Origin of the sequence: Azonexus sp. IMCC34842 (assembly GCF_050368855.1) — a bacterium.
Classification (GTDB): Bacteria; Pseudomonadota; Gammaproteobacteria; order Burkholderiales; family Rhodocyclaceae; genus Azonexus; species Azonexus denitrificans_A.
The window spans coordinates 2,037,891-2,062,865 of record NZ_CP178449.1; the positions used below are offsets into that span (position 1 = coordinate 2,037,891).

Genomic DNA, 24,975 nt, shown 5'->3' on the forward strand with positions numbered 1-24,975 from the left:
AGCCGGAAAACGAGGAGCGTTTCCTGGATAAATATTCTGCTTAGTCGAGCTTTTTCAGATATTCCTTGGTGAATATCTTGTCCGGCAAGTCACGCAGCTTCATTTCACTATATTCGAGAACCGACTTCTCGCCGCTGCGCAGAGCGTCCTCCATCACCAGACGCGTTGGCCGGGATTTGCCGGCAAGCGTGCGGAAATCTTCATAACTGCACTTTTTCAGCAGGCGGTTCGACAGCGAATAGAACTCGGCCTTGAGCGGCCAAGCATTCTTCTGATTAACCCAATAAACAACCTTTTGATAGGTTACCGAGCGATCCACTGCGGTCAACTCCATCACCACGTAGTTTTCACCGCTGATCGTTTCGTGGCGCAACACCTTGGGATGATAGTCGCCGGCAAAATTGGCCCGCGCCAAGTCACCATTCGCCACCTGTCCGGTCAGGCGCTGGGCCAGAGAAATGCGAACCGGTTGCGAAACTTCCGGCATGAATACCCAGAGGTCGCGCCCTTTCATCAGAATGATCTGACCGCGTTCGGAAGCCGGCTCGGTCACCATCACCACCGTATTTTCGTTGCCTTTTGACAGAACGCGATATTTGCGCAAATCGCTCTGGCTATCCGGCTGCTTGGTATTGATTACAATATCGACCTGAAAACCCTCGGCCGGGAAGCGAACCAGGTCAGCCTTTTCCACTATACTGCGGGCATAAGCATCATCAGCCTGGTCTGCTCCGGGTTGCTGAGCCAAAGCTGTTACCGACGGGAGCGCCAACACAATGCCGGAAGTCAGAAGACAGGCCCACAAATTCAGCCGCTTGACGCTATTGCGTGACATAGACAGTTCCTCGCACATGTTCATCAACGTGATCTCCATTGCATCCCGAACCGCATGAGCAGCGTCGTCCGGATCGAGCGCGTTTTCAAGGAGTATCTGCTCGGCGAGCAGATCGTACAGGCGCTCAATGATATAACACTGGCCATCGAGCCCGGCGTTTTCCTTGCCATTTCTGGCCCTTCCGGCAGTGGCAAAACGACGATGCTCAACCTGATCGGCTGCATCGACCGGCCAAGCAGCGGCAACATCTATATCAACGAAGAAAACGTCTCCCAGAAATCCGCCAACGAACTGGCCGATCTGCGCGCCCGCTCGATCGGCTTCATTTTTCAGACCTTCAATTTGCTGCCTGTGCTCTCGGCTGCCGAAAATGTCGAATACCCTTTGCTACGCCGAAAGGACGTGTCGCCGGAAGATCGCAAGCGGCGTGTCGATTATTTTCTCGACATTGTCGGCCTCAGCAAATACGCCAATAACCGCCCCAACCAGTTAAGCGGTGGTCAGCGCCAGCGTGTCGCCATCGCCCGCGCCCTCGTCGTGAAACCGGCCATCGTGCTGGCCGATGAACCAACCGCCAACCTGGACAAGGCAACGGGCATCGAAATCCTTAAACTGATGAAGAAAATCAACGAGCATCTCGGCACAACTTTCATTTTTTCAACCCACGACCAGAAGGTCATCGACCACGCCAATCGCCTGGTCAAGGTTGAAGACGGCACCATCAAAGCCTTTGGCATCCGCGGCCCCAAGAACAACTGGAATATCGCCCGCGTCCGCAATCTTTCCGATATCGCAGCAGAAAACATTCCCGAATAAACCATCACAGGATCACCGCCGTGCCTTCAATTCCGCAGTATCTCCCCCGCCTGACGCTTATTGCCGCGCTCTGTTTTAACTTTGGCGCCCATGCCGCCGACGATCGAGATTCGCTGTTTGGTGACGGCATCCCCACGGCGCCATCGAAACCCGCCGCAAGCGGCTCCGGTATCAAAGGGTTCGTCCAGTTCGAACTGGCCCGCACCACAGCAACGCCGGACCACTGGTCGAAGATGCGTACACGTGCCGACCTGAGCAGCCAGGGCAAGCTGGGCGACGGCCTGAAATGGAAACTGGGTGCCCGCTTCGATTACGACGCAGTATATGGCATCAATGACTTCTACAATTCCGATGTCGAGAAAAACCAGCGTTTCAACGCTACCCTGCGGGAAAACTATCTCGACTACAGCGCCGGCAATTGGGATTTTCGTTTCGGCAAGCAAAACGTTGTCTGGGGTGAAATGGTCGGCATGTTCTTTGCTGACGTCGTCTCCGCCCGTGATTTGCGCGAATTCATCCTGCCCGACTTCGATCAGATGCGTATTCCGCAATGGGCTGCTCGAGCCGAATATTTTGCCGACGATTTCCACGCCGAACTTCTCTGGATTCCGGTAGCCAGCTACGACAACATCGGCAAACCCGGCGCCGAATTCTACCCATACCCGCTATCGAAGGACTTTTCCGCGCAATACAAACAGGAACTACGTCCTGAGCGTAATGCCGAAAACATGAACTATGGCCTGCGCCTGTCCACGCTCAAAAATGGCTGGGATATCTCAGGGTTCTACTACCGCAGCACCGATACCAACCCCACCTTCTATCGCGATATCGTCTTTGCTCCGACACCGACCTTCGCCTTCCAGGCAAGACACGATCGCATCCATCAATTCGGCAGCACGCTGGCCAAGGACTTCGGTGAAGTTGTATTGAAGGCGGAGGCGGTCTATACACGCGGCCGAAACTTTACGGTCCTTAACGCCATGGACTCCGACGGGGTAACCCCGCAGAACACGCTCGACTGGGCAGCCGGATTGGATTTCACACTCCCGGCAGATACCCGACTGAATGTTCAGCTATTCCAGCGCCAGTTCTTCAACTTCAACGAGGACATCATCCCCGACCGGCGCGAGAACGGCTACAGCCTGCTGCTCAATAACAAATTCTTCAACAACTGGGAAGCTCAGGCGCTCTTTATATCGAGCACCAACCGCCCGGACTGGTTATTCCGCCCTCGCCTGACCTGGAATTTCGAACGCAACTGGCGCCTCCTGGTCGGTGCCGACGTCTTCAAAGGCCCCCCCCTTGGCATGTTTGGGCGCTACGATCAACAAGATCGGGTGTATTCGGAAATCCGCTACAGCTTCTGAGAGCACGACCAAGCCCCCCAATCAATATTCTGGCGCTATCCAAGAACTTTGCTTTGAAGACCACCCATTTGGAAAAACCGCCTCAGGTCGTCAAGATCGACTTTGTGGTAGTCGGGAAGCGAATCACGAATGGCCCACAGCGACTTTCTTAGATCATCGGGAATCTCCCGGCGGGATGGGGTCTTGGTAACCACCATATATGGCACACACCAAGTGCTGACAACGCCTGCTCGATTGACGAAGGCACGCGCGCAAGCATTCCGGAAATCGTCAAGCGAAAATGCGGCATGCAACGAGTTCAAGTAGTCGATGGTAAATAGCGGGGGTTGCCTGTCTTCATATTGGTAGGCGAAGTACTCGATAGAGTCGACGCGCTTCAGACGACCAAAGTCAGCGAGGTACAGCCCCCCATCCAGCTTCAACACCCGGGCCGCTTCAGAAAACGTTTGATTCAGGCAATTCAAGTCAGGCAGATGATGCAGCGCCATTGTTGACATCACAGCATCAAAGCTGCGGCTTTCAAAACGTGCCAAATCGGTAATCGACCCATGTTCAAATTCGACATTGGCGAGATTTTCCGTTGTAGCTAATTCCCTTGCCCGATCAAGCATTTCTGCTGACAAGTCAAACCCGACAAATTGACACTCCGGATTCAATCGTGCAATTTGAACGAGTTGATTGGCAGGACCACAGGCCAAATCAAGAATCCTGTCTCCCGGCCGGATAACCTCACATACCTGTGCGCAGTGAAAGAGATACACCGGAGCCATCACCCCACCCTCCAGACCAGCTTGGGTGTACTCGCGGACCTGCTGCGGATCGTCCATAACCAAAGTGGGCTCGTTTGTCCTCGCGACCCGCCGACTGGTTAGCAGTTCCTTCAAGAGCACTTTCATTACTGACAAGCTGGGCATGACAAGTCCTCCTCCATCTTTATCTCGGACTAATTATAGAGTTTGTAGAGACCTATTACTGCCAATAAAAATGCCGCCGGGCGAACCCGGCGGCATTTTAGAGACAGGACCGAACTGGAGCCTGTTAGACGCTTGCCTTACGGCGGCGGCTCACACCCATCCCAACCAGACCCAAGCCCAACAGCGCAAGGCTAGCCGGCTCAGGAACAAACGAAGCCGACCCATTATGGTCGATCAGGCGAGTTTGCGTTCCACCAGGCGCCGCATAGGTCGGAGAGAAGAAGCCAGGACCATTCGGATCTTCAGGATTTTCAAAATTATCCACGTTCATATCGACACGCAGTTTCACACCATCCAGCAAACCAACGTCTTTACCCAATGCGGTCCAGACACCCGCTTTGGTCACCCCTGCGGCATCAAAAACAAAATTCAGAATGCAAGAACCGGTTTCAATACCCGCGGCCGGAACATTGGTCACAGCACAAGTACTACCTGCCGTCGGCAGCGAGGCAACGCCAATGAGTGTACTGCCAGCCGTCAGGCCGTCATTGACATTGGTGTCATAATAAATGCTGACGCTCGATGGAGCGACAAAGCTGGCAGTGAAAGTTTGAACACCCGGCGAAACCGATGCGCCCGAAATATAGCCAACCAAAGGCGCAAATACTGCCCAGATTTGATACGAGCTATTCAAACCGCTATTGGCAATAGGGTTACCAGCTGCGTTGGTAAAACCTACACCGGCGACCAAGCCGGACTCGACGAATGTGTCGCCGCCATCAAGCAGGCCGTTACTATTTACGTCCGTCAGAGTGACTGTAGAGCCGCCACCAGAAATTTGAAACTGGTTAAATGTGACATTAGCAGTCCCGCCCAGCGAAGAATCATTAAAAGTGGTCGGAATCACTGCGGCAAAGGCAGTCAGTGGCAATGCCAGCGCTGCTGCAAGTAAAGTTTTTTTGAACATTTTAGCTCCTATTGAATCGACGTGGGGTCGGTCGGCCCTAGCCCTGAATATCAATAAGCACAACACATGCCAACAATTTATAAATTTATGCAACAATATGATTTTATTGAAATAATTTACATTGATAGCCAAATAACAAACGGCTTAAGAAAAACATTTCAAGCAAACTGTAAAGAAATTCGACATAACCTCGGCCCACTAGGGATAACTCTGCGCGGTGACTGTGGATATCATGACCAGAAAAGTAGTGAGTCGGAGAAGCGGAGCAATTTTGAGGGACCATCTGCACTTGAAATTTCTTGTAGGAATAGAGCTCACCGCATCATTAAATTCGGCAGCTCCTTGCGAACCGAACGAGCGCTTGGTCTCTCGGAAGTTCCTACTCGACAAAAAAAAGAAAATCCGCTTTGACGATTTGCTGAGGCCAGATACTCAAACCGCTCTGCGAGCGACATCGCCCCTTCATTGATTGAGGCCTTGCCAGAAATCTCCCGCCCGTCCTGAACATACCAACGAAAAATCACCGGGGTCATTTCTGGCTGCAGATGAAGCCCAAGGCGACTGGCGGTCAGCCACAATCGCTGCATCGCCATACCTGCCGTAACACGGTCTTCCAGCCTGTTTAATGGGTGTTTTGGTTTGATCAAAACATGGGCAGCACAAGCCAGAGCTGGCAGAAAATCGAGCTGAATACGTGGCGCGATCGTGCCAAACAAGAAGTGGTTGAAAAAATTGACACGCCCCCAACTCTGCATCACCCAACGCATCAATTTCGCAGTTAACGGATCAACTCCAACAGCCTGATCGGGAATGCGGTCAGCACTAAACCTCACTCCCCATTCGATTATATGACGATGAACCTCATAGGCTTCAGGACAGGTCAGACGCAGATAGGCGTTACGCCAAAGCAATTTGGCAACGCCCAGTCGGTCCTTGAGTGATTCAAAAAAAATCAGAGAATAGGCGTCGCCTACCGCCTCACATAACGCTGCCTTTTGCTCGGAACATAGAGGCGTCATGCGCATTGGGCGACGCTGAACACATCGAGATTCGATAAATTGAACCAGAACGTCCTCACCCGTGCCAGACGAACGAAGAGTTATGTCATAAATTGGCGCGTTATCAGGTTGCCCGGTGCGGATTGCCCACTCGGCCGACATTCCGAAACGACTCGCGGCCAGCCGCAGTGTTTCCAGCAATGCCCCGTGCGCCATCTGGCTTGCATACCCGTCGAAATCGTAGATCACGCCGTCGCGCGTGTCGTGACCATGAATGGCAATGTGATTGTCGGACACTATCTCGAAGCGCCAAGGCTGAGTATTGTCGCCACTCGGTGCCCAGCGTGCGAGATCGAGAATTTTTAATAGCACGTCCCTGCTCATTGCCCCCTCCTTTGCTACAACCGAACTCAACTCAGTTCGACGAACGGCCGAGCTGGGCCTTGACCAAAGCAATCATCAAACGCTGCAACGGGTTGCGATGCCCCCAAGGCCGCCAGGTACGGATATAACGCATACGATATGCGTCAAATTGCGAGCCCCACGGAGCCAGTTTGACGCCTGATCGCCCCAAAAGCAGTTTCAGGGTTTCTATGGCCGCCACACCAGCGCATAGCTGGCAAGCAGCGATGCTTGACGGCCCCTTCCGCTCGGCAAGATTTACCCGCGACATATCCACGACATAGCCACGTTGCAGCATGGCCGGCGATAACCCGACCAGGAACCTAATCGCCATCTCCATTTCATCGCACCCCTCGAACCCGAAGTATTCTTCGGCGGACATGCCCCCTGGCCCAAAAACAAGCAAAGCGGTGCCCATGCCAAGCGGGGCCGCAGTCACAACTGGAATGCCTTTCTTTTCGCACGCAGCAAAGGTCATCCGTCGAGCATCAAAAGCGAAGAAATCAAGCCCATCGACGTAAACATCAACACCATCCAGAAATGCTTCAAGTGAGCCAGCTTGAATTCCTGCAGGAAACGTCGTTAGCTGAATCTCCGGATTGATATCTCTTGCCATTTCCACAAGAACGTCAATTTTCGGGCGCCCCAGCGTACTGACGTTGGCGCCAACCTGGCGATTGAAATTAACAATATCAAAGGCATCGAAATCGGCTATCGAGAACTGCCCCACCCCGAGCCTGGCCAAGGTCAAAAGATGCACACCACCAACGCCGCCCAACCCGCCGATAGCAACGCGTGCATCGCGCAAGCGTAACTGCTCGTTTTCGGTCACCCATCCGATATTTCTGGAGAATGCATCATGATAATTAAATGGAGACATAACAGTATCCGTCCGGCACAAACTGCGTTTAAGATGATAGCCAGCACATTACAGCGAAGCCCATCAAACCGCCAATGATTAGTCTGATGTCGGATATCCGGATAGCGACGCGCAATCTTCGTCGTAATACCAAACGCACACTGGTAGCGGTATTGACTGTATCCGGCGGAGTTGTCGCCTTCTTGCTGGCCGGGGGCTTCATCGACTGGATTCTTCTGAACATGCGAGAAGGCACCATCCATTCGCAACTTGGACATATCCAGATCGTCAGGCCGAGTTACTTCGAAAAAGGGATCGCTGACCCTTATCGATTCCTGTTGCCCTCGAACTCGCCAGAGCAAACCGCAGTAACCGCCACCCCAGGGTTGCGGACACTTAGTTCAAGATTGGCTTTCAGCGGACTTCTCAGCCTGAATGACGGAACGGTTCCCTTCATTGGCGAAGGAATTGACCCCGAACTTGAACGACCAATCAGCAGCCGAATAAACATCATGTCCGGCCAGGACTTAAAGGACAAAAAAGAACGCGCGGTTCTCCTGGGAGAAGGCCTGGCCAAAAGCATCGGCGCAACGGCGGGCGATACGGTCGTACTGCTGGCCACGGCAGCCAACAGCAGCGCCAGTGCGGTCGAAGTCACTGTGGCCGGCATATTTTCAACCTACTCCAAGGAGTTTGATGACAATGCGTTACGTCTCCCCTTGGACATTGCTCGTAAATTGATGCGAGTAGACGGTGCAACCTCTTGGGTCGTTTTACTTGACGATACGGACAAGACGAAACCTGCTGTCAGTTTTCTTTCCACAAGCTTGCCTTCCGAACAGTTCGAGGTCGTTCCATGGAACAAGCTGGCCGATTTTTACAATAAGACTGCCGTTCTGTTTTCCAAACAGGTCGAGGTTGTCAAACTGATCATCGGCCTGATTGTCATATTGACGATTTCAAATACCCAAACAATGAGCGTCCTGGAGCGCACCACAGAGATCGGTACCAGCCTGGCAATCGGGTTGCGCAATAGCGTGATAATGCAAATATTTTTGCTGGAAGGAGTGCTAATCGGCCTCGCAGGTGGAGTTCTTGGCGTCGGGCTGGGATATCTTCTAGCAACATTGATATCGGCGGTCGGCATACCGATGCCGCCGCCACCAGGCATGGCACATGGCTACACCGGCGAGATCCTGATCAGTATGCCCCTAGCACTGGACGCCATCGTTCTGGCACTGACGACCACCCTGCTCGCCAGCCTCATGCCCGCCTGGCGAGCAAGTCGCATGAATATAGTTGACGCGCTGCGCTGCAATCAATAAATGCCCAACAGCCTTTTTTCCCTCGCCCTGAGAAATGTCATTCGCCAGCGCGCCCGTTCGATCGCCACACTGATTGCAATCGCTATCGGCGTTGCCGGGCTGATACTTGCGGGCGGGTTTGTTCAAGATATTTTCATCCAGCTTGGAGAGGCGATTATCCATTCGCAAACTGGCCATATTCAGCTTACCCGGCAGGGATATAGCGAAGGCAAAAATCGGGCGCCGGAAAAATACCTGATCGAAAATCCAGAGGCTTTGAAAACTGACATCCGACAATCAGTCCCCCAAGCCCAACTAGTCATGACCAGACTTGGGTTCAGCGGCGTACTCAACAATGGCAAGAGAGATCTCGGTATCGTTGGCGAAGGCATTGAACCAGATGCTGAAACCACACTCGGAACCTACCTGCAGTTTATTGAAGGCCGAACACTGACTAGTAATGACCAGGACGGAATCATTATTGGACAAGGGGTGGCAAGGTCGCTTGGGCTCAAGGTTGGCGACCGTATCAATCTGCTGATGACCTTGTCGCAAGGCGCAGTCAATACACTGGATTTTGAAGTGGTCGGCGTATTTCAGAGCTTCTCCAAGGAATTTGATGCGCGCGCCGTACGTATCCCGCTCGCAGCCGCCAAGAGTCTGATGGACACTCCGGCAGCCCACCTTGTTGTGGTCATGTTAAGGCATACCGACGAGACCACTGCTGCGGTGGACGTCTTGAAGCAGCGGTTTGCGAACGACGGCTTTGACATCACAACATGGAAAGAACTCTCCGACTTTTATGAAAAGACTGTCGAACTCTATGACCGGCAGTTTGGTGTATTGCGCTTGATCATACTGATCATGGTTCTACTCAGCGTAGTAAATAGTGTAAACATGACACTTTTCGAACGGACTCGGGAATTCGGAACCATGCTTGCCGTAGGTAACCGATCAAGCACGGTCTTCAAGCTGATTATGCTGGAAAGCCTCTGCCTGGGCGTACTGGGGGCCTTGATCGGCATGGCGTTTGGTTGCCTGGCAGCAATCGGTATTTCGGCAATTGGCATTCCGATGCCACCGCCACCCAACGCGAACCTGGGTTACACCGCGCTGATCCGGATCGTCCCATCAACCGTACTGACCGCAGGAGCCATTGGATTCGCCGCCACAATACTCGCCACGATCGTACCGGCACGACGTGCGGCGAGACTCGAGATTGTGGATGCATTGCGGCACGGCGTCTGATCACCAATGTGAAATACTGCGCAGGCAAGATCAAGGTTCCAAGGTATTCTCGGCCCGTTTCCGTTATGATTATGCTCTACGATTGTGCTCGGCGAGGTCGGCCTGCGACCTGTTTGAGGGAAAAACACCCATGATTCGTTCAACTATAAGATCCACCGCCCAATGCCTGATGATTGCGGCTGGCGCGATCATTTTTACCGGCTGCGCCAGCAACCATCCGGCAGCGCCTGCAGCGGCTGCCTCATCTGAATACAGCTACAAGATTGGCCCCGGCGACAATCTCAACATCGTGGTCTGGCGCAATCCAGAATTATCAATGAACGTGCCCGTTCGCCCCGACGGCAAGATTTCCGCACCATTGATTGATGACCTCAATGCCATGGGTAAAGACTCCACCAGCCTGGCTCGGGATATCGAGAAGGAACTCAGCAAGTTCATTCGTGATCCGGTGGTTACCGTCATTGTTACCGGCTTTGTTGGCCCTTACAGCGAGCAGATTCGGGTAATTGGCCAAGCTGCGAAACCCCAGATTCTTGCCTACAAGCAAAAGATGACGCTGCTTGACGTCATGATCGCCGTTGGCGGGATCACCGATTTTGCAGATGGCAACAGCGCAACGATTCTTCGCACTGCCGAGAACAATGCTCAGTACAGTGTCCGCTTAAAGGATCTGGTCAAGCGTGGTGATGTTTCAGCCAACGTTGAAATGAAACCGGGTGATGTCCTGATCATCCCGCAGAGCTGGTTCTGACCGCACGTCTCTCAACGCATGCCGCGCTGGCAATAGTCGGTGCGGCCGCAAGCTTGGATTCCTAGATGGAAGATATTCTCCGCCAGGCTCTGGTCGTCCTTCGCGCAACCTGGAAGCATCGCCGACTCGGAATGCTGGTTGCTTGGGTGGTCGGAGCCATTGCTGCCGGCGTCATACTACGCATACCTGACCGGTATGAAGCGTCGGCACGGATCTTTGTCGATACCCAGTCGATTCTCAAACCACTTATGTCGGGACTTGCGATCCAACCGAACGTTGAACAGCAAGTAATGATGCTCAGTCGCACTTTGATCAGCCGACCCAATGTCGAGAAGCTGATCCGCATGGCCGATATGGATTTGAACACCAAGGGAAAAGCCCAACAGGACGCGTTAGTTGAAGGCCTGATGAAAACCCTCAAAATCCAGAGTATCGGACGCGACAATCTCTACACTCTGTCTTATCAGGACACCGACCCAGCCAAAGCACAACGTGTCGTTCAAGCACTGGTATCGATCTTCATTGAGTCCAGCCTGGGAGACAAACGACTGGACTCCGACTCTGCTCGCAAATTCATTGATGAGCAGATTCACAACTACGAAGTAAAGCTTCAGGAGGCCGAAAGCCGTCTGAAGGATTTCAAGCTGCGCAACATCGAACTACAAGTCGGCGATGGAAAAACTAGCGCGGACCGCCTTTCCGAAATATCAATGGTGCTTAATAGCTCGCGCTTGGCGTTGAGGGAGGCTGAAAACTCACGTGATGCAATGCGTCGCCAGATTGTTGGCGAAGAGCCCGTACTATTGCCCGAATCACCAGGAGCCGACTCCGGCATCTCGTTACCAGAAATAGACGGACGAATCGACACCCAAAAGCGCAATCTTGACACCCTCATGCAACGCTATACCGAGCAACATCCGGACGTTGTTGGCACACGTCGCCTAATCAAGGATCTTGAAGAACAGAAACGCCAAGAATTGCTGGCTCGGAAAAAATTCGCTGCGGCCAATCCAGGATCGTCGGTCAGCAACAACCCAGTCTACCAACAACTGAAGGTTGCACTCGCCGAATCGGAAGCAAATGTGGCATCACTGCGTGCCCGCGTCTCGGAATACGAATCCCGCTATAAACGAATCACCGATCTTTTAAGGACGCAGCCACAACTTGAGGCTGAATTTACGCAACTTAACCGCGACTACGACATCAACAAGAAAAATTACGAGCAACTGGTTAGTCGGCGTGAGTCTGCAGAACTAACGGGTGATCTTGATGCAGCAGGCTCAGTGGCCGATTTTCGCCTGATTGATCCACCACGGGCATCATCGACACCTGCCGCCCCCAATCGACTTCTCCTGCTCCCGGCCGGCCTCCTGCTAGCCCTTGCTACAGGCCTCTTTACCGCGTTTGCTGCCAGCCAGATTCGCCCGGTATTTTTTGAAGGAAAATCACTGCGCGAGGTAACCGGTCTTCCGTTGCTTGGAACCGTGTCACTGATCCCCAACGAATCCCGACGACTCAAGGAGCGCGCCAGCCTGCGGCGCTTCCTGATGGCCACAGCGGGACTCGTCGTCGCGTATGGTGCCGGCATTGCAGCCCTGACTTTCTTTACTCAACGTGTTGTCTGGGGTTGATCGATGAGCCTGATTGAACAAGCAGCCAAGCGCCTCGAGCAACTTCGCCAGGCCGGTGTCGAACTACCGGAAGAGCAAACAGCCTTATCGCCTCCAGCCAAAGCTAAGGCTGCCGCGAACGTGCCCGATCCTTACTCCGTAGATATCCCCAAAACACAGCATGCAGAACCTGCTGCGCCGACGGCCAAACCAGCTCCCAACAAAGCCTCCTTGCCTCCCAGCAAGCGGGTTGAGTTGAATCTTGAGTCCATTTCTGCATCCGGCCTATTGGTTCCCCAAGCATCGCGCAGCCAGTTGGCCGACGAGTATCGTGTCATCAAGCGGCCATTGATCGCCAATGCGATGGGCAAAGGAAGCACGCCCATCGAAAATGGCAACCTGATTATGGTAACCAGCGCATTACCAGGCGAAGGAAAAAGCTTTACGGCCATCAATCTAGCCATCAGCATCGCCATGGAGCTTGACAACACCGTGATGCTGGTTGATGCCGACGTTTCACGGCCATCTGTACTCAACATGCTCGGCTTGCCGCCGGCACCAGGCCTGCTTGATGTGGTGAGCAAAAACTCCGTCGATATTTCCGGGGTACTGTTACGGACCAATATCGAAAAGCTATCCATCCTGCCCAGCGGAAATCAGCATCCACGCGCCACCGAATTGCTTGCCAGTGATGCAATGGTACGACTGCTCGATGACATGTCGAGCCGCTACAACGACCGGATCATTATTTTCGACTCACCACCACTGCTGCTAACCACGGAATCACGCGCCCTGGCTACCCATATGGGTCAAATTATCATTGTCGTTAACGCCGAAAGCACCGCGCAGGCTGCCGTCAAGCAGGCAATCGCTGCAATTGAGGCATGCCCGGTGAAAATGATGCTACTCAATCAAGCCAGACAGGCATCCACCGATGGCTACGGCTACGGGTACGGCTACGGATACGGACATGAAAACTGAGTTTCCGATAACCTATGCCCTTTCCGGTGCACTGCTGCTATGCCTTAGCGCGACGGCTATTGCACAACAAGATATGGCTGGAACGAGTTCATCAGCCCCTTTCGTCGATCAACCTCCTACAACAGGCGAACGTGCTTGGACCATCAAGCCGCGGGTTACTCTGACCGAGACACTGACCGACAACGTCAATGTCAATCGGACGGGAAACGGCAAACAAAGTGACCTGATCACCGAATTAGCCCCAGGCGTTCGCATCGAGGCCAGGACAGCACGCTTCAAAGGTTATTTTGACTATTCGCTGCTTGGTCAGTTTTATACCCAGACCGATTACAGCCGGACACAGAATTCCCTGAACACCTTCGGTACGCTCGAAGCTATAGACAACTGGCTGTTTCTCGACTTCAGCGGCATTATCGCCCAGCAAGCCATTTCGGCATTTGGAGCCCAGTCGCCAAGCAGTGGCACCATCAATAGCAACAGCACAGAAACTGCCAGCTACCGCCTCTCTCCCTACATCCGTGGGCAGTTCGGGGGAACTGTTGACTATTCGCTACGCCACAACCGGTCCACAACACAGTCAGACGCAGCCAATGCGAATGATATTGATCTCTCGCAGTGGATTGGTCAATTGAAAGGCGGCACACCTTTTCGGAACCTGAACTGGACTATTGATGGTAATCAGCAGACCACGGAATACAGCAAAGGGGGGAAAAGCGAAGCGGAAATGCTCAGAGGACTTTTTTCCTACAGCGTTCTACCGCAATTTCGCGTCAACTTGAGTGCGGGGAGAGAGTCCAACAACTATGCTTCGGTTGATCAGGAAAGCACCAATACACATGGTTATGGCTTCGACTGGAACCCGACCGAACGGACTCAGATTTCTGTGTTCAAGGAAAAACGCTTCTTCGGTGATGGCCACAACATTCGCCTCAGTCACCGCTTTCCGATGAGCAGTATCAGCTTTACCGACACGCGAGATGTTTCGGTACTGCCAAATCAATTTGCCACAAGTGGATTGGGTACGGCCTATGACTTTTTCTATCCACTGTTCTCCCAGCTATGTACTCAACAATTGCCAGGGACACCGAGCCAGTCACAAATTGACAACTGTGTAATGAACATTTTCATTGCTCGTGGAATTCAACCCAACACACAAGTTACCGGCGGGTTCCTGACTTCACGCGCGACCATACAAAGGAGTCAGCAATTGGCGCTCGCCCTGTTTGGGGCGCGCAACTCCATCACGTTGTTGGTTAACAGGAACGAAAGCCAGTCTGTTCTGGCATCCAATGCACTGAACGATGACTTCAACAAGAACTCAAGCATTCGCCAGCAAGGCCTTAGCCTGAATTTCTCACACCGTCTGAGCGAACTCTCCAGCCTGAATCTTCTTGCATCACGGCAGGAAAGCACCGGCAATGGAGCCGCCACGACCAAAACCACGTCGACTACTTATCAGGTCAATGTTTCGACCAAGTTGGGCGCAAAAACCACTGGCTCCATGAGCGCTCGCCGCTCGGAATTTGACAGCACTGCCACCCCTTACACGGAAAACGCTCTCGTCGGAACGGTTTCCTTCACTTATTGAGCGCATGTACGAAGCATTCTATGGCTTGACCAACAAGCCCTTCCAGCTGAATCCGGACCCCTCCTTTTATTTCGGAAGCAAACAGCATCGTCGTGCTGCCGCCTATCTGGAATATGGCATGCATCAGAATGAGGGGTTTATTGTCATAACCGGCGAAGTCGGTGCAGGCAAGACGACTATCGTCCGCGGCATGCTTGACAGTCTTGATCAGGAAAAAGTTGTTGCTGCGCATTTGGTCAGCACGCAGCTCGATGCTGATGACACCTTGCGGCTGGTCGGTGCCGCGTTCGGGCTACGTACCAAGGATGTTTCCAAAGCTGACGTGTTGATGTCGTTGGAAGCATTCCTGATCAGCGCGACCGGTAAGGGCAAGCGTTGCCTGCTCATAGTCGACGAGGCGCAGAACCTTACCGCGCGGGCCGTTGAAGAGCTACGCATGCTGTCAAATTTTCAGTTCGGCAACCATGCCCTGCTGCAAAGCTTCCTGATCGGCCAACCCGAATTCCGGCAGATCTTGCAAAGCCCGCACATGATGCAATTTCGGCAACGCGTCATCGCCGCCTGCCATATCGGACCGCTCGATGTCGAAGAGACCCGCGCCTATATCGAACACCGGCTGAAATGCGCTGGTTCGACCGGTATTCCAACCATCAGCTCGGCGGCGTTTGAGGCCATATTCAAGGCCAGCAGCGGCATACCGCGACGAATCAATTCGGTTTGCGACCGTCTGATGCTGTTCGGTTACCTGAGCGGAAAAACGGAATTCGACGAGCCCGATGTCGAAGAAGTCGCTCGCGAAATCCACGAAGAAACGATGGGGAGCACCACACAGGTCGGCGCCGGACTGTCTCCGGCAGTTCCTTCCCCCTATTGCCAGTCAAACGCCATTGATACCGGTACTAATGGCGGCCCCTCCAGTGACCCCGCCGCCCTGCTCGCCAGCCTCAATGTCCAGCAGTTCGGCGAAAGGCTGGGACGCCTGGAACGAAGTCTGCTCCAACTTGAAAAGATCAACAGCACGACACTGAGCCTTCTTCAGCAACTGGTCAGCAATGGCGGCCAATTCGCCCAGCCTGCCGTGGAAAACGAAAAACCCAATGCCTAAACTCTGGCCCAGCAACCTCGGCCCGGTCATCTGCGTGGTCGGTGCCCGCCCGAATTTCATGAAGATGGCCCCCATCCTGCGTGCCTTTGCCGCACATCAGCCAGCTATTCCGACCTTGCTCCTGCATACCGGGCAGCATTACGACCGGGACATGAACGATAAACTGTTCGAGGATTTGCGTCTGCCGCACCCCGACATCAACCTGGAAGTCGGCTCCGGCTCGCATGCCGTGCAGACCGCCGAAGTAATGCGGCGCTTCGAACCGGTGCTCGATGAGAAAAAGCCGTCCTGCGTTCTCGTTGTCGGGGATGTCAACTCGACCCTTGCCTGCACCCTGGTCGCAGTCAAGAAAGGTATCCCCGTCGTACACATCGAAGCCGGGCTGCGCAGTTACGATCGCGCCATGCCCGAAGAAATCAATCGTGTCCTCACCGACCAGATCGCCGATCTGCTTTACACCACGGAACGCAGTGCCGCCGACAATCTGGCCCGCGAAGGGATCGCTGCCGAGCGCGTGCGTTTTGTCGGCAATGTGATGATCGACTCGCTGCTCTGCAACCGCGAATTTGCCCGATCGCCGGTTGACAGTATCCGCGCGGTAAACGGTGATCCTTCGCTGATTTCCGGTCAGGACGGTTATGGCGTGGTCACCATGCATCGCCCCTCCAACGTCGACCATGCCGACGTTCTCGCCTCCCTTCTCGGCGTCTTGCGGGAAATTTCCAATTCGATTCCGCTGGTTTTTGCCCTCCATCCGCGCACCAAGGGCAATATCGAGCGCTTCGGGCTGGCGCATTTGATCGATACGCCGCGCATGATCATGCTGCCGCCGCAGGGTTATCTTGAAATGCTCGGCCTGATGGCCGGGGCGCGGATCGTATTGACCGACTCGGGCGGCCTGCAGGAAGAAACCACGGCGCTGGGCGTCCCTTGTCTTACCATGCGCGAGAATACCGAGCGCCCGATCACCGTCGCCCAAGGCACTAACACCATGGTTGGCCGGGACATCGATGCCATTCGCCACCATGCGGCGGAAACGCTGGCTGGTCGCGGCAAGAGCGGTCGGGTTCCGGAGCTATGGGACGGTCACACCGCCGAGCGCATCGCCGCTGACTTGGCCAGCTGGCTTCTCGCCCGCCCCTCCGGTCCGGCCAACTGAATCATCTCGCGCCCATGACCGCTCAACCCACCATCAACGCACTAACCATCGACGTCGAAGACTACTTCCAGGTTTCGGCATTCGCACCACATATCCCGCGTAGCGAATGGCCCATTCGCGAATGCCGCGTCGAACGTAATGTCGACTGCATCCTGGCCATGCTGGATGAGCACAATACCAAGGCCACCTTCTTCACGCTGGGTTGGATAGCCGAGCGCTACCCGGAACTGGTCAGGCGGATCGTTGCCGGTGGCCATGAAATCGCCAGCCACGGCTACGGACACGAACGAGCCAGCGACCAGACGCCCGAAGGATTTTTCTCTGACATTCAGGTTGCCAAGCTGATCCTTGAAGATCTTGCCGGACATGAAGTGAAAGGCTACCGCGCCCCAAGCTTCTCCATCGGTGAAAAGAATCTCTGGGCCTTCGAGTGTTTGGAACGCGCCGGCTATCACTACAGTTCCAGCATCTATCCGATCAAGCATGACCATTATGGAATGCCCAATGCCCCGCGCCATGCGCACAAGGTAGGCGAGCTGCTTGAGATTCCTGCCACCACCTTGCGTTTTTTCAACCGCAACTGGCCGGCCAGCGGCGGCGGATATTTCCGACTGATGCCTTATGGCCTGTCACGCTGGATGATTCAGCGCGTCAACACGGTAGACAAACTCTCGGCGGTCTTTTATTTCCACCCATGGGAAATCGACGCCGGACAACCTCGTATTCCGGGCATTGGTGCCAAAACCCGCTTTCGTCACTACGTCAATATCCATCGCATGGAGCATCGCCTCAATCGTCTGCTAGCCGACTTCTCCTGGGGCCGAATGGACGAACTCTTTCTAGCCGAGGCCTGAAACACCATGATCATCAAGCAGTTGGCCCCTTCTGACGAAGGGAATGTAAGACGCTGGGACGAATTTGTCTTTGCCTGCCCGGAAGCCAGCTTCTTTCACCGATCTGCCTGGCAAGGCATCTTGCGCGACGTATTTCGCCACCCGACCTATTTCCTTTATGCCGAACAAGCCGGCGAGATCCAGGGCGTGCTGCCCATGGCTCACGTCAAAAGCCTGCTCTTTGGCAATGCGCTGATTGCCATGCCCTTTGCCGTATACGGCGGGATTGCCGCGAACAATCAGGATGCCGCTCAGGCACTGGAGGATGAAGCGCAACGGCTGGCCAAAACACTGGATGTCGAACACCTCGAATTTCGCAATGTCACGCCACGCCATGCCGACTGGCCAACGCAGGATCTATACGTCACTTTCCGCAAGGAAATCCTGCCTGACGTCGAAGCCAACATGCTGGCCATTCCGCGCAAGCAGCGCGCCATGGTCCGCAAAGGCATCAAGAATGATCTGGTCAGTACGGTAGATCGCAACGCAGACCGATTTTTCAAGCTCTTTGCCGACAACGTACACCGCCACGGCACGCCGGCCATGCCCAAGCGTTATTTCGACACCCTTCTCCGGGTTTTCGGCGACGATTGCGAAGTGCTGACCGTCACCGCGCCCGACGGCCAATTGCTGAGCAGCGTGCTCTCCTTCTATTTCCGCGATGAAGTGCTGCCCTACTACGCCGGCGACGATGAAAGCGCCCGTCATTTGGCCGCCAACGACTTCAAGTATTGGGAACTGATGCGCCGCTCCTGCGAGCGCGGTATCAAGCTCTTCGATTATGGCCGCAGCAAGACCGGCACCGGGCCTTATGCCTTCAAGAAAAACTGGGGCTTCGAGCCGCAGCCGCTGCATTACGAATACTGCCTCTACAAGCGTGACGGCATCCCCCAGAACAACCCCAACAACGCCAAATACAAGCTGTTCATCGAAGCCTGGCGGCGTATGCCGATCGGACTCGCCAACTGGCTCGGGCCGCACATCGTTCGCAACCTGGGTTGAGGCGCGTTGGTCAACCTCCGCTATCTCGTCCACCGCATCTTTCTCTGCACCTTTATCGATGAATCCGACGATAGCCATGATGCAACGCAACAGATCCGGGCAATACCACCAGCAATCGCCAACCCGGCAATTGTCTGCGCCATGGTGCCAGGCAGCCGCGGGCCTACACAATGCGCGGCACAACGAAAAGGCATGCATGTACGCCATTGACCGCCATATTGCCCAACCCTCGGCAGGACAAAACACATGACCCCGGCCAGCCAATCCAACACACACGCTTGGCGACAAGCCATCCCGCTGCTGCTGATACTGATCGGCTGGATTTTTTTCTGGTATTGGGACACTGCCAGTGCGATGGTCCGCATCTGGGCACGCTCCGAAACCTATGCCCACGCCTTCCTCGTCCTACCGATTACCATCTGGCTGATCTGGCGCCAGCGTGCCGAGTTGCTCGCCGAAGCACCACGCGCCTCGTTGCTGCTGACCATTCCCGTCGCCTTTACGACTTTTCTCTGGCTGCTCGGCGAACTGACCGCCGTCAATGCCCTCACCCAGTTCGCACTGGTAGCGACGCTGGTACTCGCCACCATGGCGCTGCTTGGCATCGCGGTTAGCAAACGGATAGCCTTCCCGCTGGCCTTTCTGTTCTTTTCAATTCCCTTCGGCGACTTCATGCTTCCGAAACTGATGGAGTGGACTGCCGCCTTTACCGTATTTGCCCTGCGTACCAGCGGCGTCCCGGTCTATCAGGAAGGCCTGCAGTTCGTCATCCCGTCCGGCAACTGGTCGGTCGTCGAAGCCTGCAGCGGGATCCGCTACATCATCGCCTCGGTAACCGTTGGCGCCCTGTTCGCTTACCTGAACTACGTTTCGCTGCGTCGGCGGCTGATTTTTATTGCCATCTCGATCATCGTCCCGGTCGTTGCCAACTGGCTGCGCGCCTACATGATCGTGATGCTAGGCCATCTATCCGGCAACAAACTGGCAGCCGGTGTCGATCACCTGATCTACGGCTGGGTCTTCTTTGGTGTCGTCATCATGATCATGTTCATGATCGGTGCGCGCTGGAGTGAGTCGCCCGAGCCGATCGATGTCACGACAATGCCCCCCCGGAACCGCCCCATTCCCAGCGTCAAAGCCTGGCTAGCCACCATAGGCATCGCCCTCCTTGCTACCGCCGGCCCGCTCGGTTTCATTGCCATCGACAATGCCGATCAAACCCGCCCCCCGGCTCTCGCACGGCTGGCACCACCGGAAGGCTGGACAGAAACTGCCAGCTTCGCCACCTGGAAACCCGCCTATACCAACCCATCGAGCGAACTGCAGAGCACCTTTACTAAAGACAACAAAGCCGTTGGTCTATATATCGGGTATTACCGAAACCAGGACTACGGACGCAAACTGGTCACATCCACCAACTCGCTTGCCCAAAGCACCGATCACATATGGTCAGTTGTGGCTCACGGCCGGAGCACACCAAATATCGAAGGCCTGCCGAATAGCCTGCGCTCAACCGAGTTGCTCGGCAAAGACAGTACCCCGGAAACTCGGCTTGTCGTCTGGCATTGGTACTGGATCAACGGAAAGCTGACCACCTCGGACGTCGAAGCCAAGCTCTACACAGCGCTTTCCCGCCTGCGTGGCCAAGGCGACGATTCGGCGGTGATCATGCTCTATGCCCCGGCCAAATTAGCAGCCGAAACCCTGCCGGCCTTCACCGCTCAAGTCATTGCACCAGTCAACCAGTTGCTGGCCAACACCCGCGAAATGCGCTGATGGACGACCAACGCCCCCTCGTCGCCCACGTCATGTACCGTTTCGATACGGGCGGTCTGGAAAATGGTGTGGTCAACCTGATCAACCATATGCCGGCAGATCGCTATCGCCACGCGGTAATTGCCCTCACCGAAGTGACCGACTTCAAAAACCGCATCCTGCGCGACGATGTCCAGTTCATTTCGCTGAACAAGGCTCCTGGCCACGGTATCTGGCTGTTCCCCAAACTGTTCAGGATTTTTCGCCAACTACGCCCGGCCATCGTTCATAGCCGCAATCTGGCAGCCCTTGAAGTCCAGCTACCGGCTTGGGCGGCAGGTATTCCGGTACGCATTCACGGCGAACACGGTCGCGACGTCGGGGATCTCGATGGCAGCAATATCACCTATCAACGTGTAAGACGCTTTTACCGTCCATTCGTGAGTTATTACCTCGCACTCTCACGCGACCTCGCCGAGTATCTCATCGGTATAATTCGCGTCCCAAAATCCAAAGTGCTTCAGGTCTACAACGGTGTCGACTCCATCCGCTTTCACTCCGGCCCGGCCGATCAGACGGCCGTCGGCTGCCCGTTCTCCCGCCCGGAGCATTGGCTGGTCGGCACAGTAGGCCGCATGCAGACCGTCAAAGATCAACCGACGCTGGTCCGCGCCTTCATTCGCGCCCTGGAGATTGCCCCCTCGCTAAGGCAGCATCTGCGCCTGGTCATGGTAGGCGATGGCCCGTTGCGTAACGAATGCCGACAGCTTCTCGAAACGGCTGGAGTTGGTGATCTGGCCTGGTTACCCGGCGAGCGTAACGATGTCCCGGAGGTCATGCGTGGTCTGGATTGTTTTGTGTTGCCCTCACTGGCCGAAGGCATCTCGAACACCATACTGGAAGCCATGGCCTCCGGCCTGCCGGTGATTGCCACCGAGGTCGGTGGCAACGCCGATCTGGTGATCGCCGGCAAGACAGGGCAAGTCATCCCGGCAGCGGACACCGAAGCAATGGCCCGGGAAATCGTCCGCCTCGCCACGCAAACCGATGTGGCTCGCGACATGGGCCGGGCCGGACGTCAGACGGTCGAAGAAAAATTCAGCATGAAAGCCATGGTGGCGGCCTACCAAGGCACCTATGACAAACTCCTGCACCGTACCGGTGCAAACGCAAAGCACTGACAGGAAACCCTATGTGCGGCATTACCGGCATTTTTGACACCCGAGGCAAACGCGACATCGACCGTTCGGTCCTCAACCGCATGAACGAATCACAGTTCCATCGCGGCCCAGACGAAGGTGGCCTGCATATCGAACCCGGCGTCGGACTCGGTCACCGGCGGCTCTCCATCATCGACCTGTCGACTGGTCAGCAACCGCTCTACAACGAAGACAACAGTGTCTGTGTCGTCTTCAACGGCGAAATTTACAACTATCAAGAACTCATCCCCGAACTCCAGGCGCTGGGCCATACCTTCCATACCCGGAGCGACACCGAAGTCATCGTGCATGCCTGGGAAGCCTGGGGTGAAAGCTGCGTCCAGCGTTTTCGCGGCATGTTCGCCTTCGCCCTCTGGGACCGCAACCGCGAAACCCTGTTCCTGGCCCGCGACCGGCTCGGCGTCAAACCGCTGTTCTACGCCCTGCTCGATGACGGAACCTTCCTGTTCGGCTCGGAACTCAAATCCCTGCTCGCCCATGGCGGCCTGAAGCGCGACATCGATCCCTGCGCTGTTGAGGAATACTTCGCCCTCGGCTACGTTGCCGAACCGCGCGCCATCTTCAAGCAAGCCAGGAAGCTGCCACCGGCCCAAACCCTGCTGCTCCGCCGTGGCCAGCCGGTCGGCAAGCCTCGCGAATACTGGGATGTCCGCTTTACGCTCGACAACCCGATCAATGACGCCGATGCCTGTGCCGAACTCACTCACCGCCTCGAAGAATCGATCCGCCTCCGGATGATTTCCGAAGTGCCGCTCGGCGCCTTCCTTTCCGGTGGCGTCGATTCCAGCGCAGTGGTGGCGATGATGGCCGGCCTGTCGAACACGCCGGTCAACACCTGCGCCATCGGCTTTTCCGACCCGGCTTTCAACGAATCGGAATTCGCCAAGATGGTAGCCGACCGCTACCAGACCAATCATCACCTCGACGTCGTCGAGAGCGACGACTTCGATCTCATCGACACGCTGGCCAAGCTCTACGACGAGCCCTATGCCGACAGCTCGGCCATCCCCACCTACCGCGTCTGCGAACTGGCCCGCAAGCATGTCAAGGTTGCGCTTTCCGGCGACGGTGGCGACGAAAGCTTCGGTGGCTATCGTCGTTACAAGATGCACCTGATGGAAGAAAAAATGCGGTCGGCCCTGCCTTTGAGCCTGCGCCGGCCGATCTTCGGGGCGCTCGGCAAGCTCTACCCGAAAGCCGACTGGGCGCCGCGCGTTTTCCGTGCCAAGACCACTTTTGAAGGCATGGCCAGAACCTCGGTCGAAGCCTATTTCCACTCGGTTTCGATCTTGCGCGCCCCGATGCGCAATCAACTGTTCAGCCCGAAATTCAAAACCGCGCTGGGCGGCTATGATGCCAGCGAAGTTTTCAGCGGACATGCGGCAAAGGCCAACACCGATGATCCGCTGGCCCTGATCCAGTACCTCGACCTGAAAACCTACCTGATCGGTGACATCAACACCAAGGTAGACCGGGCGAGCATGGCCCATTCGCTTGAGGTTCGCGAACCGCTGATGGACCACGAATTGATCGAATGGCTGGCGACGCTGAATTCCTCACAGAAAATCCGCGGCCAGGAAACCAAATACTTGCTTAAAAAGACGATGGAGCCCTACCTCCCGAATGACGTGCTCTACCGCCCGAAAATGGGTTTCTCGGTACCGCTTGCCCGCTGGTTCCGCGGCCCGCTCAAGCAGCGCGTCCAGGAATCGCTGCTCGGCCCCCGCCTGGCCGATACCGGCTGGTTCAATCGCGACTACCTTCAACATCTGGTCGACGCGCACAACAACGGCAGCCGTGACTACAGTGCCTCCATCTGGACCATGCTGATGTTTGAAGCCTTCCTGCGCAACGTTGGTGGTGACATATCCCCTGCCCCTCAAGGCCTGGCAACATGAAACATGAAGTTCAGTTGAACGAGCACGGAATACATGAGCAAGCCGACAACTTGCGCATACTGCATATTTTCGACCATTCAGTTCCACTCCACAGCGGATATTCATTCCGCTCCCTGGCGCTGTTAACCGAACAACGGCACATGGGTTGGGAAACCCATCATCTGACGACGCCCAAACAGGGAGCCTGCGCAAGCACGCAGGAAGAAGTGGACGGCTGGCTGTTTTACCGCACCAATGCCAATCGCGACATGACGGGCATCCGTGGCTATTTTCGCCAGATGTCGGCGACACAGGAACGGATCGAAGCGCTGATAAAGGAGATTCAGCCCGACATCCTTCACCCCCATTCGCCGGTACTCAACGCCATTCCCGCCATTCGCGCCGGGCGCAAACTGGGTCTGCCGGTAGTCTATGAAATGCGGGCCTCCTGGGAGGACGCCGCGGTCGATCACGGCACGACGGCCGAGGGTAGCCTGCGTTACAAGATTTCCCGCTCCCTGGAAACCTGGGCCCTGCGCCGGGCCGACGCCATCACGACGATCTGCGAGGGTTTGCGTACCGACATCCTGGCCCGCGGCGGGATCGCTGACGGCAAGGTTACCGTCATTCCCAATGCCGTCGATGTGCATTCCTTCGCCTACGAGCCGGTTGCGGAACCCGCCTTGCGCGCTGATCTCGGTCTTGGCGATTGCACCGTCCTCGGTTTCGCAGGCTCTTTCTATGGCTATGAAGGACTCGACCTGCTGCTCGAAGCAGCCAGTCTATTACTGCCCAGCCATCCGGACATCAAGCTCCTGCTGGTTGGCGGCGGCCCCCAGGATGCTGCGCTACGTGAGCAGGCCAAGCGGCTTGGGCTGAGCAACCGTGTCGTATTCACCGGACGCGTTCCACATGCGGAAGTACAGCGCTACTACGGCCAGATCGACCTCCTCTGTTATCCCCGCAAATCGATGCGCCTGACGGACATGGTGACACCGCTCAAGCCGTTGGAAGCCATGGCACAAGGCAAACTACTCGTCGCCTCGGACGTCGGTGGTCACCGGGAACTGATTCGCGACGGTGAGACCGGCGCACTTTTCCGTGCCGGCGATGCCGGCGCATTGGCCGAGGCGATCAGCCGCATGTTGGCCGGCCGCGACCAGTGGGAGCGCATGCGTCAGGCCGGGCGAGCCTTCGTCGAAAGCGAACGGACCTGGGCGCGCAGTGCGGCCAACTACCGGTCGGTCTATCGGAGCGTATTGCCACTCTCCCGGCGTCGTGCGGTCGATACCGCCAGCGCTAGCTGATCGCGGAAGGCCCAGGA

Annotated in this window: 21 protein-coding genes; 16 read left to right on the top strand and 5 right to left on the bottom strand. The window is 55.6% G+C overall.

Going from position 1 to position 24,975, the window contains the following annotated elements; translation table 11 throughout:
* Window positions 1-40 precede the first annotated feature (40 nt).
* Entirely contained in the window at window positions 41-835 is a 795-nt protein-coding gene (locus tag ACLIKD_RS09695; protein WP_428828149.1) for an outer membrane lipoprotein-sorting protein, read from the bottom strand.
* A 54-nt stretch (window positions 836-889) separates the two neighbouring features.
* On the opposite strand from ACLIKD_RS09695, the gene ACLIKD_RS09700 reads away from it, so the two are divergent.
* Window positions 890-1,651 carry an ABC transporter ATP-binding protein gene (locus ACLIKD_RS09700; protein ID WP_226415777.1) on the top strand — a complete coding sequence of 254 codons (762 nt, stop codon included), beginning with the start codon at window positions 890-892 and terminating at the stop codon, window positions 1,649-1,651.
* 20 nt (window positions 1,652-1,671) lie between these two features.
* Window positions 1,672-3,018, top strand: coding sequence for a DUF1302 family protein (locus tag ACLIKD_RS09705; protein ID WP_428828150.1), 1,347 nt, complete (start codon window positions 1,672-1,674; stop codon window positions 3,016-3,018).
* A 35-nt stretch (window positions 3,019-3,053) separates the two neighbouring features.
* Here the strand turns inward: ACLIKD_RS09705 and ACLIKD_RS09710 are convergent, their stop codons facing one another.
* From ACLIKD_RS09710 to ACLIKD_RS09725, 4 genes are all read right to left on the bottom strand, one after another.
* Window positions 3,054-3,932, bottom strand: coding sequence for a class I SAM-dependent methyltransferase (locus ACLIKD_RS09710; protein WP_428828151.1), 879 nt, complete (start codon window positions 3,930-3,932; stop codon window positions 3,054-3,056).
* 124 nt (window positions 3,933-4,056) lie between these two features.
* Window positions 4,057-4,899, bottom strand: a complete 843-nt coding sequence (gene pepA, locus ACLIKD_RS09715; protein WP_428828152.1) for a flocculation-associated PEP-CTERM protein PepA — start codon at window positions 4,897-4,899, stop codon at window positions 4,057-4,059.
* Window positions 4,900-5,213: 314 nt separating this feature from the next.
* Window positions 5,214-6,281: a nitroreductase family protein gene (locus tag ACLIKD_RS09720; protein ID WP_428828153.1), complete on the bottom strand. Its 1,068-nt coding sequence runs from the start codon at window positions 6,279-6,281 to the stop codon at window positions 5,214-5,216.
* A 31-nt stretch (window positions 6,282-6,312) separates the two neighbouring features.
* Window positions 6,313-7,179, bottom strand: coding sequence for a ThiF family adenylyltransferase (locus ACLIKD_RS09725; RefSeq protein ID WP_428828154.1), 867 nt, complete (start codon window positions 7,177-7,179; stop codon window positions 6,313-6,315).
* A gap of 74 nt (window positions 7,180-7,253) precedes the next feature.
* Between ACLIKD_RS09725 and ACLIKD_RS09730 the strand changes: the two genes are divergently transcribed.
* The 14 genes from ACLIKD_RS09730 (at window position 7,254) to ACLIKD_RS09795 (ending at window position 24,958) form a co-directional block, all read left to right on the top strand.
* Entirely contained in the window at window positions 7,254-8,483 is a 1,230-nt protein-coding gene (locus ACLIKD_RS09730; RefSeq protein ID WP_428828155.1) for an ABC transporter permease, read from the top strand.
* The gene (locus ACLIKD_RS09735) at window positions 8,484-9,710 is read left to right on the top strand and encodes an ABC transporter permease (RefSeq protein WP_428828156.1); all 1,227 of its coding nucleotides are present in this window, start codon (window positions 8,484-8,486) and stop codon (window positions 9,708-9,710) included.
* A 169-nt stretch (window positions 9,711-9,879) separates the two neighbouring features.
* Window positions 9,880-10,461 (top strand): XrtA/PEP-CTERM system exopolysaccharide export protein, encoded by a 582-nt coding sequence (locus ACLIKD_RS09740; protein ID WP_428828331.1) that lies wholly within the window; start codon window positions 9,880-9,882, stop codon window positions 10,459-10,461.
* Between the two features lie 65 nt (window positions 10,462-10,526).
* Complete coding sequence (locus ACLIKD_RS09745; RefSeq protein ID WP_428828157.1) at window positions 10,527-12,092, top strand: XrtA system polysaccharide chain length determinant; 1,566 nt, start codon at window positions 10,527-10,529, stop codon at window positions 12,090-12,092.
* Between the two features lie 3 nt (window positions 12,093-12,095).
* On the top strand, window positions 12,096-13,052 hold the full coding sequence (locus ACLIKD_RS09750; protein ID WP_428828158.1) for an XrtA-associated tyrosine autokinase: 957 nt from the start codon (window positions 12,096-12,098) through the stop codon (window positions 13,050-13,052).
* Window positions 13,042-14,640, top strand: a complete 1,599-nt coding sequence (locus tag ACLIKD_RS09755) for a TIGR03016 family PEP-CTERM system-associated outer membrane protein (RefSeq protein ID WP_428828159.1) — start codon at window positions 13,042-13,044, stop codon at window positions 14,638-14,640. Before ACLIKD_RS09750 ends, ACLIKD_RS09755 begins: the two co-directional genes overlap by 11 nt.
* 4 nt (window positions 14,641-14,644) lie before the next feature.
* The gene (locus tag ACLIKD_RS09760) at window positions 14,645-15,745 is read left to right on the top strand and encodes an XrtA/PEP-CTERM system-associated ATPase (RefSeq protein WP_428828160.1); all 1,101 of its coding nucleotides are present in this window, start codon (window positions 14,645-14,647) and stop codon (window positions 15,743-15,745) included.
* Window positions 15,738-16,904, top strand: coding sequence for a non-hydrolyzing UDP-N-acetylglucosamine 2-epimerase (gene wecB / locus ACLIKD_RS09765; protein WP_428828161.1), 1,167 nt, complete (start codon window positions 15,738-15,740; stop codon window positions 16,902-16,904). Before ACLIKD_RS09760 ends, wecB begins: the two co-directional genes overlap by 8 nt.
* A gap of 14 nt (window positions 16,905-16,918) precedes the next feature.
* On the top strand, window positions 16,919-17,758 hold the full coding sequence (locus tag ACLIKD_RS09770; RefSeq protein ID WP_226415827.1) for an XrtA system polysaccharide deacetylase: 840 nt from the start codon (window positions 16,919-16,921) through the stop codon (window positions 17,756-17,758).
* A gap of 6 nt (window positions 17,759-17,764) precedes the next feature.
* Entirely contained in the window at window positions 17,765-18,799 is a 1,035-nt protein-coding gene (locus ACLIKD_RS09775; RefSeq protein ID WP_428828162.1) for a FemAB family XrtA/PEP-CTERM system-associated protein, read from the top strand.
* A 246-nt stretch (window positions 18,800-19,045) separates the two neighbouring features.
* A complete protein-coding gene (gene xrtA, locus ACLIKD_RS09780) occupies window positions 19,046-20,575 on the top strand; it encodes an exosortase A (RefSeq protein WP_428828163.1) in 1,530 nt (509 codons plus the stop codon).
* Window positions 20,575-21,735 carry a TIGR03088 family PEP-CTERM/XrtA system glycosyltransferase gene (locus ACLIKD_RS09785; protein WP_428828164.1) on the top strand — a complete coding sequence of 387 codons (1,161 nt, stop codon included), beginning with the start codon at window positions 20,575-20,577 and terminating at the stop codon, window positions 21,733-21,735. The genes xrtA and ACLIKD_RS09785 overlap by 1 nt, the downstream gene beginning before the upstream one ends.
* Window positions 21,736-21,746: 11 nt before the next feature.
* The gene (locus ACLIKD_RS09790) at window positions 21,747-23,672 is read left to right on the top strand and encodes an XrtA/PEP-CTERM system amidotransferase (protein ID WP_428828165.1); all 1,926 of its coding nucleotides are present in this window, start codon (window positions 21,747-21,749) and stop codon (window positions 23,670-23,672) included.
* Window positions 23,673-23,722: 50 nt separating this feature from the next.
* Window positions 23,723-24,958 (top strand): TIGR04063 family PEP-CTERM/XrtA system glycosyltransferase, encoded by a 1,236-nt coding sequence (locus ACLIKD_RS09795; RefSeq protein WP_428828332.1) that lies wholly within the window; start codon window positions 23,723-23,725, stop codon window positions 24,956-24,958.
* The last annotated feature ends 17 nt before the right edge of the window (window positions 24,959-24,975 follow it).

Excerpts from the sequence above, each read along its gene's own strand:
- ACLIKD_RS09695 (WP_428828149.1), bottom strand. The coding sequence starts at position 835 with ATGTCACGCAATAGCGTCAAGCGGCTGAATTTGTGGGCCTGTCTTCTG.
- ACLIKD_RS09700 (WP_226415777.1), top strand. The coding sequence starts at position 890 with ATGAGCAGCGTCGTCCGGATCGAGCGCGTTTTCAAGGAGTATCTGCTC.
- ACLIKD_RS09710 (WP_428828151.1), bottom strand. The coding sequence starts at position 3,932 with ATGCCCAGCTTGTCAGTAATGAAAGTGCTCTTGAAGGAACTGCTAACC.
- pepA (WP_428828152.1), bottom strand. The coding sequence starts at position 4,899 with ATGTTCAAAAAAACTTTACTTGCAGCAGCGCTGGCATTGCCACTGACT.
- ACLIKD_RS09720 (WP_428828153.1), bottom strand. The coding sequence starts at position 6,281 with ATGAGCAGGGACGTGCTATTAAAAATTCTCGATCTCGCACGCTGGGCA.
- ACLIKD_RS09725 (WP_428828154.1), bottom strand. The coding sequence starts at position 7,179 with ATGTCTCCATTTAATTATCATGATGCATTCTCCAGAAATATCGGATGG.
- ACLIKD_RS09730 (WP_428828155.1), top strand. The coding sequence starts at position 7,254 with ATGATTAGTCTGATGTCGGATATCCGGATAGCGACGCGCAATCTTCGT.
- ACLIKD_RS09735 (WP_428828156.1), top strand. The coding sequence starts at position 8,484 with ATGCCCAACAGCCTTTTTTCCCTCGCCCTGAGAAATGTCATTCGCCAG.
- ACLIKD_RS09740 (WP_428828331.1), top strand. The coding sequence starts at position 9,880 with ATGATTGCGGCTGGCGCGATCATTTTTACCGGCTGCGCCAGCAACCAT.
- ACLIKD_RS09745 (WP_428828157.1), top strand. The coding sequence starts at position 10,527 with ATGGAAGATATTCTCCGCCAGGCTCTGGTCGTCCTTCGCGCAACCTGG.
- ACLIKD_RS09750 (WP_428828158.1), top strand. The coding sequence starts at position 12,096 with ATGAGCCTGATTGAACAAGCAGCCAAGCGCCTCGAGCAACTTCGCCAG.
- ACLIKD_RS09755 (WP_428828159.1), top strand. The coding sequence starts at position 13,042 with ATGAAAACTGAGTTTCCGATAACCTATGCCCTTTCCGGTGCACTGCTG.
- ACLIKD_RS09760 (WP_428828160.1), top strand. The coding sequence starts at position 14,645 with ATGTACGAAGCATTCTATGGCTTGACCAACAAGCCCTTCCAGCTGAAT.
- wecB (WP_428828161.1), top strand. The coding sequence starts at position 15,738 with ATGCCTAAACTCTGGCCCAGCAACCTCGGCCCGGTCATCTGCGTGGTC.
- ACLIKD_RS09770 (WP_226415827.1), top strand. The coding sequence starts at position 16,919 with ATGACCGCTCAACCCACCATCAACGCACTAACCATCGACGTCGAAGAC.
- ACLIKD_RS09775 (WP_428828162.1), top strand. The coding sequence starts at position 17,765 with ATGATCATCAAGCAGTTGGCCCCTTCTGACGAAGGGAATGTAAGACGC.
- xrtA (WP_428828163.1), top strand. The coding sequence starts at position 19,046 with ATGACCCCGGCCAGCCAATCCAACACACACGCTTGGCGACAAGCCATC.
- ACLIKD_RS09785 (WP_428828164.1), top strand. The coding sequence starts at position 20,575 with ATGGACGACCAACGCCCCCTCGTCGCCCACGTCATGTACCGTTTCGAT.
- ACLIKD_RS09790 (WP_428828165.1), top strand. The coding sequence starts at position 21,747 with ATGTGCGGCATTACCGGCATTTTTGACACCCGAGGCAAACGCGACATC.